This is a genomic window from Halorussus caseinilyticus, assembly GCF_029338395.1.
In the GTDB taxonomy this organism is placed as follows: domain Archaea; phylum Halobacteriota; class Halobacteria; order Halobacteriales; family Haladaptataceae; genus Halorussus; species Halorussus caseinilyticus.
On sequence record NZ_CP119809.1, the window covers coordinates 1,166,441 to 1,185,370 of the forward strand.

The 18,930-nt window shown below is 65.8% G+C and carries 16 protein-coding genes and 1 pseudogene; 9 read left to right on the forward strand and 8 right to left on the reverse strand.

Going from position 1 to position 18,930, the window contains the following annotated elements:
* Nucleotides 1-150: 150 nt before the first annotated feature.
* Both P2T60_RS05925 and P2T60_RS05930 read left to right on the forward strand, forming a co-directional pair.
* Nucleotides 151-633 carry an NUDIX hydrolase gene (locus P2T60_RS05925; protein WP_276281635.1) on the forward strand — a complete coding sequence of 161 codons (483 nt, stop codon included), beginning with the start codon at nt 151-153 and terminating at the stop codon, nt 631-633.
* Between the two features lie 82 nt (nt 634-715).
* Nucleotides 716-1,237, forward strand: coding sequence for a hypothetical protein (locus P2T60_RS05930; RefSeq protein WP_276281636.1), 522 nt, complete (start codon nt 716-718; stop codon nt 1,235-1,237).
* On the opposite strand, the gene P2T60_RS05935 is transcribed toward P2T60_RS05930, so the two are convergent.
* The gene (locus P2T60_RS05935) at nt 1,234-2,361 is read right to left on the reverse strand and encodes an asparagine synthase C-terminal domain-containing protein (protein WP_276282177.1); all 1,128 of its coding nucleotides are present in this window, start codon (nt 2,359-2,361) and stop codon (nt 1,234-1,236) included. The genes P2T60_RS05930 and P2T60_RS05935 overlap by 4 nt on opposite strands.
* 14 nt (nt 2,362-2,375) lie before the next feature.
* Nucleotides 2,376-3,062: a PHP domain-containing protein gene (locus tag P2T60_RS05940; protein WP_276281637.1), complete on the reverse strand. Its 687-nt coding sequence runs from the start codon at nt 3,060-3,062 to the stop codon at nt 2,376-2,378.
* A 350-nt stretch (nt 3,063-3,412) separates the two neighbouring features.
* On the opposite strand from P2T60_RS05940, the gene P2T60_RS05945 reads away from it, so the two are divergent.
* From P2T60_RS05945 to P2T60_RS05955, 3 genes are read left to right on the forward strand one after another with little or no spacing between them, the layout of a single operon-like run.
* Nucleotides 3,413-5,545, forward strand: a complete 2,133-nt coding sequence (locus P2T60_RS05945; RefSeq protein WP_276281638.1) for a S8 family serine peptidase — start codon at nt 3,413-3,415, stop codon at nt 5,543-5,545.
* Nucleotides 5,542-6,525, forward strand: a complete 984-nt coding sequence (locus P2T60_RS05950; RefSeq protein ID WP_276281639.1) for an MvdC/MvdD family ATP grasp protein — start codon at nt 5,542-5,544, stop codon at nt 6,523-6,525. The genes P2T60_RS05945 and P2T60_RS05950 overlap by 4 nt, the downstream gene beginning before the upstream one ends.
* Before the next feature lie 52 nt (nt 6,526-6,577).
* Entirely contained in the window at nt 6,578-7,003 is a 426-nt protein-coding gene (locus tag P2T60_RS05955) for a hypothetical protein (RefSeq protein ID WP_276281640.1), read from the forward strand.
* A 36-nt stretch (nt 7,004-7,039) separates the two neighbouring features.
* Here P2T60_RS05955 and P2T60_RS05960 read toward each other — a convergent pair whose 3' ends face one another.
* The gene (locus P2T60_RS05960; protein ID WP_276281641.1) at nt 7,040-8,335 is read right to left on the reverse strand and encodes a phospholipase C/P1 nuclease family protein; all 1,296 of its coding nucleotides are present in this window, start codon (nt 8,333-8,335) and stop codon (nt 7,040-7,042) included.
* A gap of 445 nt (nt 8,336-8,780) precedes the next feature.
* Between P2T60_RS05960 and purL the strand changes: the two are divergent.
* Nucleotides 8,781-10,902, forward strand: a pseudogene (gene purL, locus P2T60_RS05965) (phosphoribosylformylglycinamidine synthase subunit PurL).
* Between the two features lie 364 nt (nt 10,903-11,266).
* On the opposite strand, the gene P2T60_RS05970 reads toward purL, so the two are convergent.
* A complete protein-coding gene (locus P2T60_RS05970) occupies nt 11,267-11,434 on the reverse strand; it encodes a DUF7550 family protein (protein WP_276281642.1) in 168 nt (55 codons plus the stop codon).
* A gap of 72 nt (nt 11,435-11,506) precedes the next feature.
* On the opposite strand from P2T60_RS05970, the gene P2T60_RS05975 reads away from it, so the two are divergent.
* The gene (locus P2T60_RS05975; protein ID WP_276281643.1) at nt 11,507-13,276 is read left to right on the forward strand and encodes a glycoside hydrolase family 13 protein; all 1,770 of its coding nucleotides are present in this window, start codon (nt 11,507-11,509) and stop codon (nt 13,274-13,276) included.
* A 564-nt stretch (nt 13,277-13,840) separates the two neighbouring features.
* Here the strand turns inward: P2T60_RS05975 and P2T60_RS05980 are convergent.
* Entirely contained in the window at nt 13,841-14,167 is a 327-nt protein-coding gene (locus P2T60_RS05980) for an EthD family reductase (RefSeq protein WP_276281644.1), read from the reverse strand.
* A gap of 542 nt (nt 14,168-14,709) precedes the next feature.
* Here P2T60_RS05980 and hisF point away from each other — a divergent pair.
* Both hisF and P2T60_RS05990 read left to right on the forward strand, forming a co-directional pair.
* The gene (gene hisF / locus P2T60_RS05985; RefSeq protein ID WP_276281645.1) at nt 14,710-15,525 is read left to right on the forward strand and encodes an imidazole glycerol phosphate synthase subunit HisF; all 816 of its coding nucleotides are present in this window, start codon (nt 14,710-14,712) and stop codon (nt 15,523-15,525) included.
* 93 nt (nt 15,526-15,618) lie between these two features.
* Complete coding sequence (locus P2T60_RS05990; protein ID WP_276281646.1) at nt 15,619-15,990, forward strand: hypothetical protein; 372 nt, start codon at nt 15,619-15,621, stop codon at nt 15,988-15,990.
* 23 nt (nt 15,991-16,013) lie between these two features.
* Here P2T60_RS05990 and P2T60_RS05995 read toward each other — a convergent pair whose 3' ends face one another.
* The 3 genes from P2T60_RS05995 to P2T60_RS06005 all read right to left on the reverse strand — a co-directional run bounded on the left by P2T60_RS05995 (nt 16,014) and on the right by P2T60_RS06005 (nt 18,907).
* On the reverse strand, nt 16,014-16,820 hold the full coding sequence (locus P2T60_RS05995) for a hypothetical protein (RefSeq protein ID WP_276281647.1): 807 nt from the start codon (nt 16,818-16,820) through the stop codon (nt 16,014-16,016).
* A 396-nt stretch (nt 16,821-17,216) separates the two neighbouring features.
* The gene (locus P2T60_RS06000) at nt 17,217-17,501 is read right to left on the reverse strand and encodes a DNA-directed RNA polymerase subunit L (protein WP_276281648.1); all 285 of its coding nucleotides are present in this window, start codon (nt 17,499-17,501) and stop codon (nt 17,217-17,219) included.
* A gap of 92 nt (nt 17,502-17,593) precedes the next feature.
* The gene (locus P2T60_RS06005; RefSeq protein ID WP_276281649.1) at nt 17,594-18,907 is read right to left on the reverse strand and encodes a cytochrome P450; all 1,314 of its coding nucleotides are present in this window, start codon (nt 18,905-18,907) and stop codon (nt 17,594-17,596) included.
* Between the last annotated feature and the right edge of the window lie 23 nt (nt 18,908-18,930).

The window sequence follows — 18,930 nt, forward strand, 5'->3', positions numbered from 1 at the left end:
TTTATAACTCGGGGATGGGGCAGTCTTCCGACACCGGGGCGATAGCTCGCCGACCAAACAACCGGGAGCGACCGGCCGACCTCCGCACGGGACGGCCGACCTCCGCACGGGACCGTAACGCGCAAACCCCGCGTCTTCGTCCGTCCGGGCATGGAGACGACTCGACACTTCACCGCGACCGTCTACGTCGTCAACGACGGCGCAGTCGCACTGCACCACCACGACCGACTCGACATGTGGCTCTCGCCCGGCGGCCACTTGGACCGCGACGAACTCCCGCGGGAGGCCGCCCGCCGCGAAGTCCGCGAGGAGACAGGTCTCGACGTGGACCTGCTGGAACCCGAGACGAGCGTCCCCGTCGATGCGGGCCGGGAACTCGCGCCCGCCGAACACGTCATGCTGTTCGACATCGACGTGTACCCCGACGGCGAGGTCGGCCACCAGCACGTAGACCACGTGTACTTCGCCGAAGCGTCGGACCGCGACATCGCTCCCGAGGGCCACGACGAGGCCGACGCCGACGAGTGGGAGTGGTTCACCCCCGAAGACCTCCGGACGGACGACGAGTTGTCGACCGAAGTGGTCGAAATCGGCTTGGAGGCCATCGAGAGAGTCGAGTCCCGGTCAGCGTAGGCCAGACCCAGATTTTCAAATAAGCTAACTATTTTACTGCTTGAGAAGGTTAATTAACCTCGGTTCTGAATGACTCGCTTACATGAGCGTCGGCGAGGTCGGCGTCGAGAACGCGCCGGACGACTCCGCGACGAGGTTCGAAGCCGAACTCGAACCCGACGAGGAGGTCCGCCTCTCGTGGACCGCCTCGGGGGTCCACTGGGCGAACCAGTGGGGTATCGACCCCGAGACGCCGACCGCGTTCGCCGCGACCGACCGGCGCGTCCTCTTCGAGACCGAGGACGCCATCACCTCTATCGGCTACAATCACGTCCGGGCCGTGAAGGTGGACGCCGCGGGCGGCGAACTCGACCTGTCGGTCGCGTTCGTCGCGTGCGGGGGTCTCTGTCTGCTCGTCGGCCTGCTGGTCGCGTCCCGCGACTTCGGCAACGGCGCGGGACTGGTCGTCCTCTCGGTCGTGTTACTCGTCGCGGGGAGCGCGATGGGCAACGAGACCGACCGCGCGACAGTCACCCTCGTCATCGACAACGAGCGCCAGCGACTCGGCTTCTCGGTGGACGAAGACGCGGGCGAGGAACTCGCCCGACTCGCCGAGACGTTCTAATCGACCCGCGAGGCGACGTACTTCGAGACGTGGTCGTCCATCCGGCGCTTGAACCCCTCTTGGCGGGCGAGTCGGTCCAACTCGCGGGCGACCAGACTCCCGTACTGGACCGCCTTCTTCTCGCGGAACGCCACCCGGTCGGGGACGAACTCGCGGGCCGCGAGTCTGAGCGCCTTCTTGCGCTCGCCGCGGGAATCGACCAGCAGGTCGCCCGGCAGTCCGAGCGCAGTCCGGACCACCCGGTCGTCCAAAAGCGGCGCGACTGGTTCGACGCCCGCCTCGCGCAACGCTAGCAGGTCTCGCTCCAGTTGGTCGGGAAAAGTCGCCACGACTTCGCGTGCCGCACCGCGGACCGTCTCGGCCTCGACGCGGGGGTCCTCGGGCGCGCGCGCGACCTTGGCGTAGCCACCGAACAGTTCGTCCGCGCCCTGTCCGACCGCGAGACGGTCGAAGCCGTCGGCCGACGCTTGCTCTCCGGCAAGGTATAGCGGAAGCGCGATTTGCACGTCCATCGCGTTCGTCCGTCCGGTCGCGCGGGCCACCTCCGGCACCGCGCGCTCTACGTCCGATACGTCGAGTTCCACGACTCGGAGGTCCGCCTCCCGGTCCATCAGTTCGGCCGCGAGCCGGGCCGCCGCCACGTCGTGGCTCCCGGGAAAGCCGACGACGTAGAGCGGCGCGTCGAAGGCGCTGGCGACCACCGCGGAGTCCACCCCGCCCGAGAACGCGACTGCCAGCCCCGCCGAATCGACCGCGCTCAGCGATTCTTCGAGCGAACGCTGGAGGGCGGCGACCGCTTCACGGTCGCCGCCCGCGGGCGTCGGGTCGGGGAGCGAGAAGACGCGCTCGGGGGACCTTCCGCCGGGGTCGCCCGACCCGAGGTCTAGCACGTGGCCCGCCGGGAGGGGTTCGGGGTCGGCGAGGTCGGCGGGCGAGAAGGACCAGTCGCTCGCGCCTCGGTCGCTTCCTTTCCGGACGCTCGCCTCCACGAAAATCGGCTGGCGGCCCAGCACGTCCCGGACGAGTCGGCCGTCCGGCAGTCGCCCGGCGAAGCCAGCGGTTCCGGAGAGCGACTCTCGTTCCCGGACCGCGCGCGCGACGGTCTCGGGCGACGTGCCCCGCATCGAATCTTCGGCCGTCATTCGAGCAACTCGCCGAGGCGGTTTTTCACTCGGCGCTTGGCACCGCCCGCGGCCTGTCGGAAACTGACGTGCCACGGTGTGCGCTTGCCTTCTACACTCGTCCGCCCGGCGACGATGGCGTCGAGAATCGCCTCCGTACTCGGTTCGTCGGCCCCGATTCGGGTGACTGCCTGTCCGACCATCTCGCTGATGTGGGCGTCGCTCCCCGCGGTCTGCGGAAGCCCCCGGCGCTCGGCGAACCGCTTGGCCTTCCGGTTGCCCCGGCCGGTCAGCAGTCTGGAGTTGTACACCTCGATGGCGTCGGCCTCCGCGAGTTCGTCCTCGCCGATGTTCGCCATCACGCCGCTTCGGGACTTCTGGTAGGGGTGGGGAACGACCGCCACGCCGCCCAGTTCGTGAATCCGGTCGAGGGTCTCGCCGAACGAGAGTCCGGCGGGGACACGCTCGGTGATGCCGAGTCCGAGGACGTGACCCGCCGCGGAACTAATCTCCATGCCGGGGACGCCGACCAGTCCGTACTCGCTTGCCTGCTCTGCGGCCGCGAGACTCGCGTCGATTTCGTCGTGGTCGGTGATTGCCAGCGCGTCGAGACCGACCGCCGCCGCCTGCTCCAAGAGCAGGTCAACCGAGTCGCGGCCGTCGTACGAGAGCGACGAGTGGGCGTGTAACTCGACCGATAGCACAGGTGGGGGTTCGCGTGGCGGCGGCAAAAGCGCCTCGGTACGACTCTGGGCGTGGTGGCGAGCGACCGCGACTCGTCGCGGTCGCTCGCCGTTCGCAGTCGCGGCGACGATATTCTCCCTTACCCGAGACGCGCCCGGCGGTAACGGAAATTACGGCGACGGCGGCGCTCCATCGGCGGTCCGGATTCCCTCGCCGCGGGTGTGACCGCGGCCGGACTACCGATAGGTGACTCGAATTAATCCGTTTCTTCGTTAAAAACATAGTAACTCGGACCTATCGTCTGGAATCGAACGCATAATTAGTGTGAACGGTAGGAATCCCTATTCACGAGACCGTCGCGGTTGTAACTATGGAACGGGAGTACTACGTCAGAGGTGAGAAGCGCACGGCCGAAGAACTCGAAGACGTTCTAGGCGTCCAGTTGGAGTCGCCCCCGGAGGAACCCGAGTCGGCCGCCGCGGACTTCGGCGAACTGGCGACCGACGCGTCTCGGGCCGAAGACCCGGACGTGCCGATTTCCGACGACGAGCGGGACGCGTTCGCCAGCGCCGGATGGCTCTTCGTCCGGCCTTCCGAGTCGATGTCTCGGTCGGTCGAGGAAGACGAAGTACCCGAGGGAGCCACGTCGGTCGGGAAAGTGTATCGACGCTCGGACGACCGAGTGGTCGTCGGCACCGACCGACTGACGGTCCAGTTGCAGTCGGACCTGAGTCAGGACGAGGCCGAGGCCGCATTGGAAGAGGAGGGTCTGACGATAGTTCGTCGCCTCGGGTTCGGGCCGAACCTCTACGAGGTCCGCGCCCCCGCAGACCGCAACCAGTTCGACGTGTCCGTGGACTTGCAGGAGAACGACGACTTCGTGTTCGCCGAACCGGAACTCATCGAACACGTCCCCCAGCGATACCAGCCCTCGGACCCCAACTACTCCCAGCAGTGGCAGTGGCACAACGACGGGTCCGGCGGCGGGACTGCTGGCGCTGACGTTGAAGCGGAACCGGCGTGGGACCACGAGCGCGGGAGCGGCGTCCGAGTCTCGGTCATCGACAACGGCTTCGACTTGAACCACCCCGATTTGAATCCGGCGGTGGGCGGCGGCGCGGCCTACTTCGAGAACACCTCGTCCGGGGCCGAACTCGTCGTCGGCACGTCGAACTACCCCGACAGCAGTCACGGCACCTTCTGCGCGGGGATGGCGCTCGCACGGGCCGACAACGGGCAAGGTGGCTGTGGCGGTGCCCACGTCGCCGAGTTCATGCCGGTCGCGGCGCTTCCCGACCAAGTCGGGAGCCAAACCACCTTGGCGCGGGCCGTCGCGTTCGCGGCCGACCCGACCACGGAGTCGAAGGGGGTCGCGGCCGGTCTGACCAGCGCCGACGGCGCGGACGTAATTTCGTGTAGCCTCGGCCCGAACGGGGCCAACTGGCAACTCCAGTCGGTCCTCGAAACCGCCATCGAGTTCGCGCAGAACGACGGTCGAAGCGGGCAGGGGACGCCCATCTTCTGGGCGGTCAGCAACGGGAACTTCCCGGTGGCCTCCGACGAAGTGTGTTCCCACCCTGACACCATCGCGGTGGGTCGCTCGGACCGCAACGACACCGAAGACGGGTCGGCGTACGGCCCGGAACTCGACTTCCTCGCACCCGGCGTGAACGTCTACAGCACGACCTCCGGTGGCGGATACGGCACGAGTACCGGGACGAGTTTCGCCGCGCCCTGCGCCGCCAGCGTCGGGTCGCTCGTGTTGGGTGCCGACGCCACGCTCTCGGCCGACCAAGTTCGCCAGACCCTCCGGGACACTTGCGAGAAGGTGGGCGGCGTCAGCTACGGTAGCGACGGACGACACGAGAAATACGGCCACGGCCGGGTCAACGCCGCCAGAGCCGTCGAGCGCGTCTCGGGTCCAATCATCGACAAGCATCCCATCATCGACGAGTGGGACAAACATCCCGTCATCGACAAGCACCCGATTACCGACAAACACCCCATCATCGACGAGTGGAACGGGAAGCTACCGCTGGAGGACGAGGACACCCCGCCCCACATCGACTACTACAAGCGACCGATGCTCGACAAGCAGTTCGAAGACGAGAAGCGCCCGGGGTCCGACGACTTCCCGCGTGACCCGCGCGACCCGTGGCGGCCGTTTCCGGGAGTCGAACTGGAGCGGTCTCGCTCGGAGTCCGGGCGGCAGGAGAGCGGTTCCGGACGCGAGTCCCGTCGTCGCCGAGAGGGTGCCAGACAGGGCCGCTCGCGCAGACGACGCCGCGAGAGCGGCGGAAGCCGACCGTTCGCGCTGGAGACGCCCCATCACTACTCCGGGGCACGACGGCGAGGCGGCGAGTCCCGCGGCGAGTCCGGCCGGGAGTCGGACGACGAGTCCATCGAGCGACTCGACCGCGAGATTCGCCGTCGGGCGAGCGAACTCGCGGAGATGAACGAGGAGTTCCGGCAGTTGCTCCGCGAGTACCGCGACGACCGATGATACTCGTCGTCTCCACCGAACACGACCGGCACGCGCGGGTCGTGGCTCGACAGGTGGACCGCGAGGGTGGCGACGCCCGACTCCTCGACCTCTCGGAGTTCCCGCGGGACCTCCGGTTGACGATAGACTACGACGACGGGCGTCCGGACGCTCGGCTTCGGCACGCCGACGCGAGCGAGGACCTGCCGCTGTCGGAGTGCAACGTCGTCTGGTGGCGGCGGCCACAGCAGTTCGCGCTCCCGGAGTCGGTCGAGCGCCGGGAGGACTACCAGTTCGCGTACAACGAGTGCCAGTCGGCGTTCGACGGTCTCTGGTCGCTGTTGGACGCCGAGTGGGTCAACCACCCGCTCAGCGACGAGCGTGCGGGTCGCAAGCCGTATCAGCTTCGAGTCGCCGACGAGGTGGGATTCGATATTCCCGAGACCTGCATCACGAACGACCCCGAGCGAGCGCGGGCGTTCGTGAACGAGCGCGGGCCGGAACAGACGGTGTACAAGGCGTTCTCGGCGACCGAAGAGGCGTGGCGCGAGACCCGAATCCTCGAACCCGACGAACTCGAACTGCTCGGGAGCGTCCAGTTCGCGCCGGTCATCTTTCAGGAGTACGTCCCGGCCGATGCGGACCTGCGCGTGACCGTCGTCGGCGACGAGACGTTCACCGCGGCAATCGACGCCGGGGACACCTCCTATCCGGTGGACTTCCGGATGGCGATGGACGAAGCGCGCTTCGAGCGGTTCGACCTTCCCGAGTCGGCCCGCGAGACGGTGCTGGCGTTCACCGACCGCCTCGGACTCTCCTACGCCGCAATCGACCTCCGGTACACGTCGGACGGGGAGTTCGTCTTCCTCGAAGTCAATCCGGCCGGGCAGTGGCTATTCGCCGAGCGCCGGGCCGGGCTCCCGATTACGGAGGCGTTCGCCGACCTCCTGCTGGCGAAGGACGAACCGACCGACCGGGCCGAACGGTCCGCCCGGAGTTAGTTCCGCTTTCGAGACCGGAAATCGTATGCTCCCGGCGCATCAGTGCCCGGACGTGACTCCTCGTCCGCCGCGCCGTCGAGTTCTCCGCGCCGCTTTCGTCGGGTTCGCGTCGGTCACGCTCGCGGGGTGTACGACCGACGACATCGACTCGCCCGAGGACCGGCCCGGACGACCCGACATCCAGTTGAAGAACTGCTACGCCGACTCGAAGGAGGTTCGCGTCGTCGTGACCTACCTCGAAACCGGCGAGAGCGTCTACGACGAGACCCACGTGGTGCCCGGCGACTTCTGTAGCGACGCGGGACCCTCCTACAACCTCGAAGCGGTGTGGACCGAACCGGGCGCGTACCGCGTCCGCGTCGAGGTTCCCGGAATCGGCGCGAGCGAGGCGACGGTGGACCTGTCGGAGCAGGCAGTCGGGGACGACACCGCGACTCGCTCGGTGTACGTAGACGACGGAGAGATAGAAATCGGGTAGCCGGAAGTCGGGCAGTCGGAAATCGAGTAGCCGAGTTCAGCGGAACTCGTGGAGGAACCCGCGGATGTAGAGTCCCGCCATGTCGATGCAGTTCTCCGTGATGCGCTTCATGTAGTCTTTGGTGTCGGCGTCCCAGTTGGTCCAGTCGGTCCGGCCCTCGTCCAAGATGTGGTGGTACACGTCGTAGGAGTACTGGCCGCTCTCGGTCGCCATGTCCTGAATGGCCTGCTGGACATCGTTGATGGGGTAGTAACAGTAGTAGCCGTCGCTACACTGGTCGCTTCCGTACTCGTACTTGAGGTAGTGGCCGCCAGTCCAGTTGTCCGAGACGTACTCCTCGTACTCGCTGTGAAGCCAGTACATCGGGTCCACGCTCCATTCCATCGAGAGACTCCACACGTCGTAGTAGACGTTCAGGTTGGCCTGTTCCCACCCCATCCCGGTGTGAAGCGGGACGCTCATGTCCGAGGGGTAGTGGGTGGCCTTCCCGAGGTACTTGTTGCGCTCGCTCCCCGACGAGTAGCGGGCGTTGTTGACGTGCCAGTCGGCGGCGTAGGGTGCCCCGCCGAGGTTCCCGAAGTCGTCGCTGTGGTCGCCGCTCTCCCACACCTCGAAGGCGTCGGTGTCGAGGTATTGGCCGTAGTGGTGGAGAACCTCTTCGAGGGCGTTTTCGAGTCCCTCCTCGACGGTCTGCTCGTGGGGGATGCCGTCGGGTACGCCGAGTTCGACGTTCGGATTGTCCGGGTCGTCGGCGTAACTCGCCAACTCGTCGGTGTCCGTCGAGTCGATGCCCATCTCGTTGCAGGCGTCGCGGGTCATCGCGCGGTGGAGACCCGTCTTGTGCGCCGCGGACGGGCCGTCGCGGAGTTCCCCCGCGGTGCCCTTGGCGAACGCTCGGCCCGCCTTCGAGAAGTGTTCGGCGTCCTCCTTCGTCTTCGACGGGTTACTCGTCGCCAGCGTGTACCACGTCGTGTTTCCGTCCTTCTCCTTGCGGACGGGGAACCGCCGCCGAAGTTCGGCGAGCGACCGGCGTGCCTCGCCTTTCTCCTGCTTCGAGAGACCGCTGGCGTCGATGTACGACAGCACGGTGTCCTCCGGGAGCGTCAGGAGCGGATAGCGCGCCGAGACCGCTTTGACCGACTTATCGACTCGCCGGACCTGCACGTCTGGGTTCGGCGGTTCGTGGTCCTCGGGCGAGACGGCCTTACCGGTGGGTCCGGCCGCCTCCGTTCGGGTCGAGAAGAACCCGAGACCGCCGACGGTTCCGGCCGCCCCGAGCGTCTTCAGTACGCTTCGTCGTCCTACGTCGCTGGAGTCGGATTTTCGGTTCAAGCTATCACCTATAAAAATTAATAAACTAAAACAATTTAAAAGTTGTGTCAGGTTTTCTCGCCGCCTGCGCGAGCGGCCGAACCACCTACACATTTCTAAAGAAATCTAAAATATTTCTTATAGAAATATAAAATTGTCTTAGAGACATATTTCTATGTCTTTCACATCCGTCTCCACACTAACTCGCTTGCTCCGCGAATCCGTCCGCGACGGGCCGCCCGAACTCGGATTTAGTATATCGACATATAGTTTACGAGTCAGCAGTCGCGCACCGAGAAACATCACCGATAGGACAAGAACCGCGAGCAGAGTCCCGAAATTCCGAGCCGTCGGCCTGCTCTCGCCACCCGACGCCGAGCGCAGACGCCGCTCCGTCTCTCCGGGTGGTATGCACGCACCTGCACATAGAAAGGCATTAATTCGCCGTGTCTGTACAGACAGGTGAATGAGTCTCTCCGAACCAGACCGCGAACTCGTCGTCGCCGAACTCGACCGGGACCCGACCCCGGCGGAGGCGGCGCTGTTCGAGAACCTCTGGAGCGAACACTGCGCGTACCGGTCGTCCCGACCGCTCCTGTCGGCCTTCGATTCGGAGGGCGAGCAGGTCGTCGTCGGTCCGGGCGACGACGCCGCAGTCGTGGAAGTCGCGGACGGCACGTACGTCACGATGGGTATCGAGAGCCACAACCACCCGTCGTTCGTGGACCCCTACGACGGCGCGGCCACCGGTGTCGGCGGCATCGTTCGCGACACCCTCTCGATGGGTGCCTACCCCATCGCGCTGGCCGACTCGCTGTACTTCGGCGACTTCGACCGCGAACACTCCCGCTACCTGCTGGAGGGCGTCGTGGAAGGGATTTCGGACTACGGCAACTCCATCGGCGTCCCGACCGTGGCGGGAAGCACGGCGTTCCACCCCGACTACGAGGGCAATCCGCTCGTGAACGTGGCCTGTGTGGGCCTGCTCGACGCCGAACGCCTCGTCACGGCCGACGCGAAGGAACCGGGCAACAAACTGATGCTGGTCGGCAACGCGACCGGCCGGGACGGACTCGGCGGCGCGAGTTTCGCCAGCGAGGACCTCTCGGAGGACGCCGAGACCGAAGACCGGCCCGCAGTACAGGTCGGCGACCCCTACACCGAGAAACTGCTCATCGAGGCGAGCGAGACCCTCGTCGACCGCGAGTTAGTCGAGGCGGCCCGCGACCTCGGCGCGGCGGGACTCGGCGGCGCGTCGAGCGAGATGATAGCCAAGGGCGGTCTCGGCGCGGAAATCGAACTCGAACGCGTCCACCAGCGCGAACCGAACATGAACGCCCTCGAAATTCTGCTCGCCGAATCTCAAGAGCGGATGTGCTACGAGGTCCGCCCCGAGAACGTCGATGCAGTCCGGGAAGTCGCCGAGAAGTACGACCTCGGCTGTTCGGTCATCGGCGAAGTCACGGAGGGCAACTACGTCTGCACCTTCGAGGGCGAGGTCGTAGTCGATGTCGATGCCGAGTTCTTGGGCGAGGGCGCACCGATGAACGACCTCGACGCCGAGGAACCCACCCGACCCGACCGCAACCTGCCCGACGCCGACCTCCGGGAGGCGTTCGAGTCGGTCGTCGGCCACCCCAACACCGCGAGCAAGCGGTGGGTCTACCGCCAGTACGACCACGAGGTGCAGGTCCGGACCGCGACCGGACCGGGCGACGACGCCGCGGTTCTCGCGCTCCGAGAGGCCGAAAAAAGGTCTCTCCGTCTCCTCGGGCGCGGACCCGCGCTGGACCGCGGCCGCGCCCTACGAGGGCGCGCGCGCAGTCGCGTTGGAGAACGCCACGAACCTCGCGGCGAAGGGCGCGACCCCCCTCGCCGCGGTGGACTGTCTCAACGGCGGCAACCCCGAGAAGCCCGACGTGTACGGCGGATTCAAGGGAATCGTGGACGGTCTCGCCGACATGTGTTCGGCGCTCGACGCGCCGGTCGTCGGCGGGAACGTCTCGCTGTACAACGACTCGCCGTCGGGTCCCATCCCGCCGACGCCGACGCTGGCGATGACCGGTACGAAGGAGGGCTACGACGCGCCTCCGGCCGCCCTCTCGGACGACGCGGCCGACTCGACCCTCCTCGCGGTCGGCGACTCGGGCGGCGACCGACTCGGCGGGTCGGAGTACCTCGCGCAGACGGGCGGGAGCGACCGCTTCCCCGCGCTTCCGGAGAATCCCCGCGAAGTCGTGGAGACGCTCGCCGAGATTGCGGACCACGAGGCGACCGCCGCGGTCCACGACGTGAGCCACGGGGGTCTGGCGGTCGCGCTCGCCGAGATGGTCACGGACGAGGCGGGCGCGACGGCGGACGTGGCGTCGGTCGAAGCTCTCTTCGCCGAGACGCCGGGTCGCGCCGTCGTCGCCACGACCGACGCCGAGGCAGTCCGCGAGGCGTTCGAGGGCGTCGCGCCGGTCGCCGAACTCGGCGAGGCAGACGACTCGGGCGCGCTCTCGCTGACGGTCGATGGGGAGTCGCTGAACTACGGCGCCGCGGAAATCGCCGACCTCCGGGACGTGCTGGCGCGCGAACTCGACTAGGTAGGGATTGTTCCCGGCATCTCTTTTTCCCCGGCGCGTGCGGGCGCGCCCTCCGTGGTCCGCCCGGTCGCGCGAGGGATGAGTAGCACAGCGACCGGAGAGAGCGAGGCTTGCGAGACGCTTCGCGTCTCGCTGACCTGCGGTCGCGGGCAACGCAATCGGTTGGGGAGGGTGTGTCCCGCGGTCGCGGTGCGGTCTCACAGGAGTCGGCAGTAGCTCGCTCCCTCGTAACTATCACTCTCCACTCGCGGACCTTCGAACTGTTACACTCTCACGACACCGACCCCCCGACATCCACCGTCGGCGACGCCACGACGCGCTCCCGAAGAGCAAAAACTCGCCGAAAAAGTACCGAGACGGTCGCTCAGGCCGCGAGGAGCGGAAGCGCGAACGCCACGACGAGTCCGACCGCGAGAACCGCGAAACCGATGCCGACCTGCGACATCGAGAAGTCCTGCATCGGGGAAGTAACTCGGTCTAGACCCTCTACGTCGTGGCCGTGGTCGGTGTGGTCGTCGTTGTGGTCGTCCATGCCTCAGCGTTCCCGGTCCTCCCACTTAAGCGCAACCAAACCTAAGCCGTCGGGACTCGATAGTCCGACCACATGGAGCGAGGTGACCCCCAGTCGTCGGTAGACGCGAGCGGAGACGCCGAGGCGTCCGCCGACTGGTCCGATGCGCTCGGCGTGAACCGGGAGTGGTGGAAGGAAGCCGTCGTCTACCAACTCTACCCGCGGAGCTTCTTCGACTCCGACGGCGACGGAATCGGAGACTTGCGCGGCGTTGAGGAGAAACTGGACTACCTCGAGGCCCTCGGCGTGGACGTGGTGTGGCTCAACCCCGTCTACGACTCGCCGAACGCCGACAACGGCTACGACATCCGCGACTACCGCGCCATCATGGACGAGTTCGGGACGATGGACCACTTCGACCGCCTGCTCGACGGACTCCACGAGCGCGATATTCGGCTCATCATGGACCTCGTGGTCAACCACACGTCCGACGAACACGAGTGGTTCCGGAAGTCCCGCGAGTCCGGAGACGGCGAGTTCCGGGACTTCTACGTCTGGCGCGACGGCCGCGGCGACGGACCGGGCGGGAAGGGAAAGCCACCCAACAACTGGGAGTCGGCGTTCGGCGGGTCGGCGTGGACCTACGACGACCGGACCGAGCAGTATTACCTCCACCTCTTCGACGAGAAGCAACCCGACCTCAACTGGGAGAACCCCGAGGTCCGCGAACGAATCTACGAGATGATGCGGTGGTGGCTCGACAAAGGCATCGACGGCTTTCGGATGGACGTTATCGACCTCATCTCGAAGGCCGACGGCCTGCCCGACGGCGACCCCGACTCGGGATGGGTCGGCGCGGAACACTTCATGACCGGGCCGCGCGCCCACGAGTACATCTCGGAGATGTACGACGAGGTGCTTTCGGGCCGGGACGTGATGACCGTCGGCGAGATGCCCGGTGCAACTGTCGAAGAGGCCCAGCAGTACCTCGGACCGGACGGCGACGGCCTGAACATGGTGTTTCACTTCGAACACGTCACGCTCGACTACGGCGAGAGCGGCGACCGGTGGACCATCGGCGACTTCTCGCTCCCGGAGTTCAAGCAGGTGCTGACGAAGTGGCAGAACGGCTTGGAGGGTGAGGGCTGGAACAGCGTCTACCTCGGCAACCACGACTGGCCCCGGATGCTCTCGCGGTTCGGCGACGACGACCTCTACCGCATCGAGTCCGCGAAGATGCTGGCGACGTTGCTGTTTACCCTCCGCGGGACGACCTACGTCTATCAGGGCGACGAAATCGGCATGACGAACTTCCCCTTCGAGCGCGAGGAGCAGGTCATGGACGTGGGCGCGCGGAACTTCGTGAACCGCGCCAAGCGACAGGGCCGGGAGATGGACGAGATTCTCCGCATCGTGACCCGCAGAAGCCGCGACAACGCCCGGACGCCGATGCAGTGGTCCGACGCCGAGAACGCGGGGTTCACCGACGGAGAGCCGTGGATTCCGGTCAACCCGAACTACGAGACGGTGAACGTCGCGGACGCGAGGGCGCGCGCCGACTCCATCTGGCACTACTACAGGGACCTCGTGGACTTCCGGAAATCGACGCCCGTCGCGGTCTACGGCGACTACGACCTGCTCCTGCCCGACGACCCGGACATCTACGCCTACCTTCGGACGCTCGGCGACGACCGACTCCTCGCGGTCCTGAACTTCGGCGACGGGACCCCGACGTTCTCGCTCCCGCCGGGTATAGAGTACGACGACGCCGAGTGCGTCCTGCACAACTACGCGGTGGACGCCGCGGGACCGCGCTCGTTCGAGATGCGGCCCTACGAGGCCCGAGTGTACGAGTTGGAGTGATTTTCCGGGGGAGACGACTGCCCGAGTCTGGCTTTTGAGGTTATATTATTTGATGTACGGCACGCGCGAGCGCGACGCTCTCGTGCGCCGCGCGAACGCGCGAGGTCCGCACTCGGCCCGACGAACCACCGGACGCGCGCCGGACGACCAACCGCCCGGGTGGGGTGAAGGGACCGTCCGGTCGCGTTCACTGTGGTCGCCTCAGTGACCCCTATCCGAGCGAGCGAACGCAGTGAGCGAGCGAGGATATGTCACTGAGCGGCCGTCTCGTGAACGGATGTGAACGAGACCTCGGAAGTCACAGCCCGCGTGGTTCGAGAGCAACGCTCTCGTCATCCCGAAAATCTTCGATTTTCGGCGACAACGAAGTGAGCAGGACCGTCTTCCGGCGTCTTCGGGAGCGAAGCGACCGAAGGCTCGTCAGAGCGACGCTCTGACGGCGGCGACCGGACGGGGGCTTTCTAAGACTCGTTCTCGACGGTTCTCGCAGTCGTCGCGGCGGTCCCTGCGGTCAGTTCCGTCGGCATCGAGCCAAGTAAAAGAGACTCCGACCTCGCTCCGAAGCTACTCCGCCTCGAAGTGGACCGTCTCGTCCGCGGCGGGAATCATCTTCGTCGCGTCCATGTCGAGGAACGACGCCGCGTCCGCCTGCACGTCTTGGCCCGTCTCGGACCCGAACGACTCGTTCATCGCGCCCGGACTCTCGAACCAGAGTTGGGCCACGTAGTCGTAGCCCGCCTTCTCGGGGTCCGTGGGGACCGACGAGGTGTACCGCTGAAGCCCCGGCAGGTCGTTGACGAGGGGCGCGTGTTCCTCGTGCATGTACTCGATGCACTCGTCGTGGCTGGTGTCGTCGTCGCGGACGGCGAGGATTACCATCTTGCAGGTCATCGTCGGGGTTTCGGGGTCTGCGGTCGTGAAAGTTGGGATTCGGCCGACGGGACTCGAACGCGGGGAGTAAGTCGGCCTCGGAACGCAGATGGAGGGAGCAGGTAGCAGGGGAAGAAGCAGGAAGCTAGCTACTCCCGACTCCCACCGAAACGAGAGTGGAAGAAGCAGAAAGCTAGCTACTTCCGAGTCCTATGAGACCGCACCGCCCCGCACCGCCACCGCGGGCCACACCCTCCCCAACCGACTGCGGTCCTCGGCCTGCGTCCTGCGGTCCTCGTCCACCGTCGGAAGCGAGTTCCGACGAGCAGTCGGCGCACAACGCCGACGACCTCGCACGAATGGGCGCGACACGCTACGCGGTCGCGCCAGCACGCGCCGGGGACGAAAAATCGTACAGCGCGCGCCGGGGTGGATGTCGAACCACGGGCGAAACGCCGGCCCGAGCGCGACCGTTCCCCGGCGCAGACCCCAGTCCCCCGACCCCGAGCAACTGCCGCAGTCGAAACCGTGAAACCCCGAACGCGCGAACCTCCACGTAGCGAATGACCCTCACCAAGCGCATCATCCCGTGCATCGACGTGGACTTAGACGACGAGGGCGACCCCGCCGTCTACACGGGCGTCAACTTCGAGGACCTCGAATACACCGGCGACCCGGTGGAGATGGCCCGCGAGTACAACGAGTCGGGGGCCGACGAGTTCGTCTTCCTCGACATCACCGCGAGCGCCGACGGCCGCGAGACCATGCTCGGCGTCGTCGAAGACGTGGCCGACGAAATCTTCATTCCCCTCACCGTCGGCGGCGGCATCCGGACCACCGAGGACATCAAAGAGACCCTGCGCGCCGGGGCCGACAAGGTGTCTATCAACTCCGGAGCGATAGCGAACCCGGACCTCGTGAACGAGGGCGCGAAAGCGTTCGGAAGCCAGTGCATCGTCATCTCGGTGGACGCCGAGCGCCGATACGACGAGCAAGGCGACCACTACGTCGAGGTGGACGGCGAGTCCTGCTGGTTCGAGTGTACCGTCAAAGGCGGCCGGGAGGGGACCGGTCTCGACGTGGTGTCGTGGGCCGAGGAAGCCGAGGAACGCGGAGCTGGCGAACTCTTCGTCAACTCCATCGACGCCGACGGCACGAAAGACGGCTACGACATCCCGCTCACGAAGGCCGTCTGTGACGCCGTGGACACGCCGGTCATCGCCTCGTCGGGATGCGGCGGTCCCGAGGACATGTACGAGGTGTTCGAGGACGCGGGCGCTGACGCCGCGCTCGCGGCCTCTATCTTCCACTTCGGCGAGTACTCGATTCGAGAGGTCAAGGAGTACCTCGACGACCACGGCGTGCCGGTCCGACTCTGACCGAGGTTTCTTCTGCGCGCCAGCGGTGACTCGTCTACCATCTATCGACCCCAATCCAGAAGGTAAAAATCACGTCGGAAGAACGTGGATTTCATGCACGAAATCGAAGCAGATTCGAGCCGTAACCGATTGTACGTCACTCTCGCGGGACGGTTCGACGAGGACGAGGCCGCGGCGTCCGCCGAGCGAACTATCGAGGCGACGGAGCGACTCGACCCCGGATTCGACGTAGTGACCGACATCCGGGAGTTGGAGGCGAGTCCCCAAGAGGCGAAGACCCACCTCGAACGCTCGAAGCTATTCCTCTCGGCCCACGACGTGGGCACCGTCGTCCGCGTCGTCGGCGACTCGCCGCTGGCGGAGATGCAGTTCGACCGGACCGGCGACGCGGAGTACGCCGTCGAAACCGCCGAGAGCGTCGAAGCGGCCGAGAAACTGCTCGACGACGCCGACGCCGGAGCGTGAGCGCAGTCTGAGCGCAGTCGGGCTTAGAGTCCGGGCGCGCCGAGCGCACTCGCGTTGCCCGCGGCCGTGGTGGTCTCGCCACCGGCAGTCGTAGTCTCCTCGCCGCCCATGCCGCCCCCGAGGACGCCCAGACCGATAGAGGCGTTCTCGACGCCGACGCTGTCGGCTTCGATGCTGTCGAGGACCGCGCTACCGACGCTCAGCGTTCCGACTTCGACAGTCGATTGGTCTGCTATCGTCGCGGCGTCACCCGTCACGCCGGGCGAGATTGCCGCGCGCACGTCGTTGATTTCCACGTCGCCGACGGTCCCCTCGTCCACCGACAGCGAGTCGATGGTGATTTCCGAGAGCGAGGCGTTTTCGAGCGTCGCGTTCTCTCCCTCGGGCGGCGCGCCGCCGAACAGCGCTTCCGCGACGGTCTGGTTGCGAATGGTCACGTCCTGAAGCGTGACGTTCCGGAGCGTCGCGTTGACGACGGTGAGGTTCGTCGCGGTGGCGGTGCCGAGCGAGTCGGCCGCGGCGGTTCCCGCTTCGGTCGTCTCGCCCGTCGCGGTTCCGGCGGTGGTCGTCTCTGCTCCGCCGTCGCTACTCAGCGTCGTCTCGTTCAGCACCACCTGCCGGACGGTGGCGTTCGTCAGTTCCAACCGCTGTATCGTCAGGTTCTCGTAGGTGAGTTCGGTGTCGTTCTGCGCGCCGTCTTGGGCCGCGAGCGCGCCCGATTCGACCGCCGACGGGGTGTGCGAGGTGTGTGCGTTCGGCGTCGCCGCGAGCGCCGAGGATGCCCCGGCGAGCAGTACCAGCGCCGCTACGACGATTGGGCGTGTTCTCATGCGGACTGGACTTTTCGGACTGCGCCAATAAACCGCCGCGACCGTTCGGGAGTTCCGTGCCCGATTACGGCCGTTAGGCACGGCTTATCCCCGATTCGAGGCGTTCTCCGGGCGGACGCGCGGACGGACGGTTCGTCGGCGGGCGATAAACGGACTGAACGGTCGCAGTTCGTCGCTCCACTCGCCCGCACGACTCCCGACGCCGGGAGCGCCAGCGACCGGCGTCGGGCAGTCGCACGGAGTCCGCGCTCGGTGTCAGACGGCCGGAGTCCGCGCTCGGCGTCTCCCCTTCGGGTCGCCGCCTCGGACGCACCGATGTATGGTTATAAGAAACAATTTCGTTGCTGAGAGAAACGTAGAAGTTGCTCGACTGCGGACCGCGCTCTCGAAGTCGGTTCAGGCCGCGTTCTCGTAGGCGTCCACGAACGTCGCGGTCTTGTTCTTGATGTCGCCCGCGGCGCTCTCTAGCGTATCGAGGGGGTCGGCCTCGCCCTCGGTCTTGATGGTCAGAATCGGTTCGGTCTGGCCACCGGACTGCTCGGGGTTCACGTCGTACGTCGCGGCCGCGACCGTCTCCTGTTCGAGGAGCGTGCCCTTCAGCACGTTCATGAAGGTGTGGTCCTCACCGGCGATTTCGATAGAGAGTTCGTCCTCGGCCTTCTCGATGACCCGTAGTTCCATACCCCTCAGTTCTGGCTTTGCGCGTTTCAACATTACGGAACGCGACTTCTTCGCTCGCGGGAGGGGATGTCTTCGGACGGGGGCCTCTCGACCTACCGCGCGGTAACGTCCATCAGCATCTCGTTTTTCGGTTCCGCGGCCAGTCCCGCCTCGAACTCCAGCGGTTCCTCGCCCACGTAGTCGAGTTCGAACTCCCGAGCAATCGTCGGGAGCATGATTCGGAGTTCCATCTTTCCGAACCGCTCGCCGATACACCGGTGGGGACCGGCACCGAACGGCGCGTAGGCGTACTTGGGCAGTTCGCGTTCGAGCGTTCCGTCCCATCGCTCGGGCCGGAACGCCATCGGGTCGTCGTAGTACTGCTCGTCGTGGTGGAGCAACCAAATCGGCAGGAAAATCGCCGCTCCGTCGCTAATCTCGTACCCGTTTATCGTGACCGGTTCCTGCGGTTGTCTGAACACGGTGTGGCCGGGCGCGCGGAGACGGAGCGTCTCCTTGATGATTTTGTTCGTGTAGTCGAGGTTCCGGACGTTCGTCGGGGTGATTCCCTCGTCGCCGACCACCTCGTCTACCTCGGCGAAGAACTGCTCGCGTTCGTTCTCGTTGTTCGAGAGCAGGTGGAACGCGTACGTCAACGCGAGGGCCGTAGTCTCGTGCCCGGCGAACATCAGGGTAATCATCTCGTTGCGGAGCGTCTCGGTGGACATCTGGTGGCCGTCGTCGGCCTCCGCGTCTATCATGACCGACAGGAGCGTGTCGTCGTCCTCGTCCGCGCGTTCCCGAATGATTCGGTCCAGCGTGTCGTTCAACTTCTCTTGGGTCTTCTCGTACCGGCGGTTCGCTGGCGTCGGGAACCAACTCGGGAAGACCTGATTCGATGCCGCCGTCTTGTCGCTAATCGCCTCGCACGCCTCCTTGATTGCGGGGTAGTCGGCCACGTCGTCGATTCCGAACGCGGTCCGAGCGAACACGTCGAGCGTGAGAGCTTTCATCTCCGCTTCGATGTCGAGGGTCTCGCCGTCGCTCCATCCCTCGATTAGCTCCTCGGTCGCAGTCTTCATCTCCTCGGCGTACGACTTGATTCGCTGGGGGTAGAACGCTGGCTGAATCATCTCCCGCTGTTGACGCCAGAACTCACCTTCGCTGGCACCGATACCCTCTCTGAACACCTCGCGGAACTCCCGCGGTCGCTGGTACTTCTCGTCGTCCTCAACGAGAACTTTCTCGAACAGTTCCGGACTGCTGAGGATGTAGCCGTCTCGTCCCAGTCCGCCGTCTACGTAAACGATGTCCCCGTACTCCTCGGCCCACTCTTTCCGATACTCGAAGGGATTCAGTCCGTACTTCGGCATGCTACCGACCAGCGGAAGGCCCGACGGTCCCGGCGGTGTCTGGTTCCCACTCATATCCGCTACAAAACTATTAATTA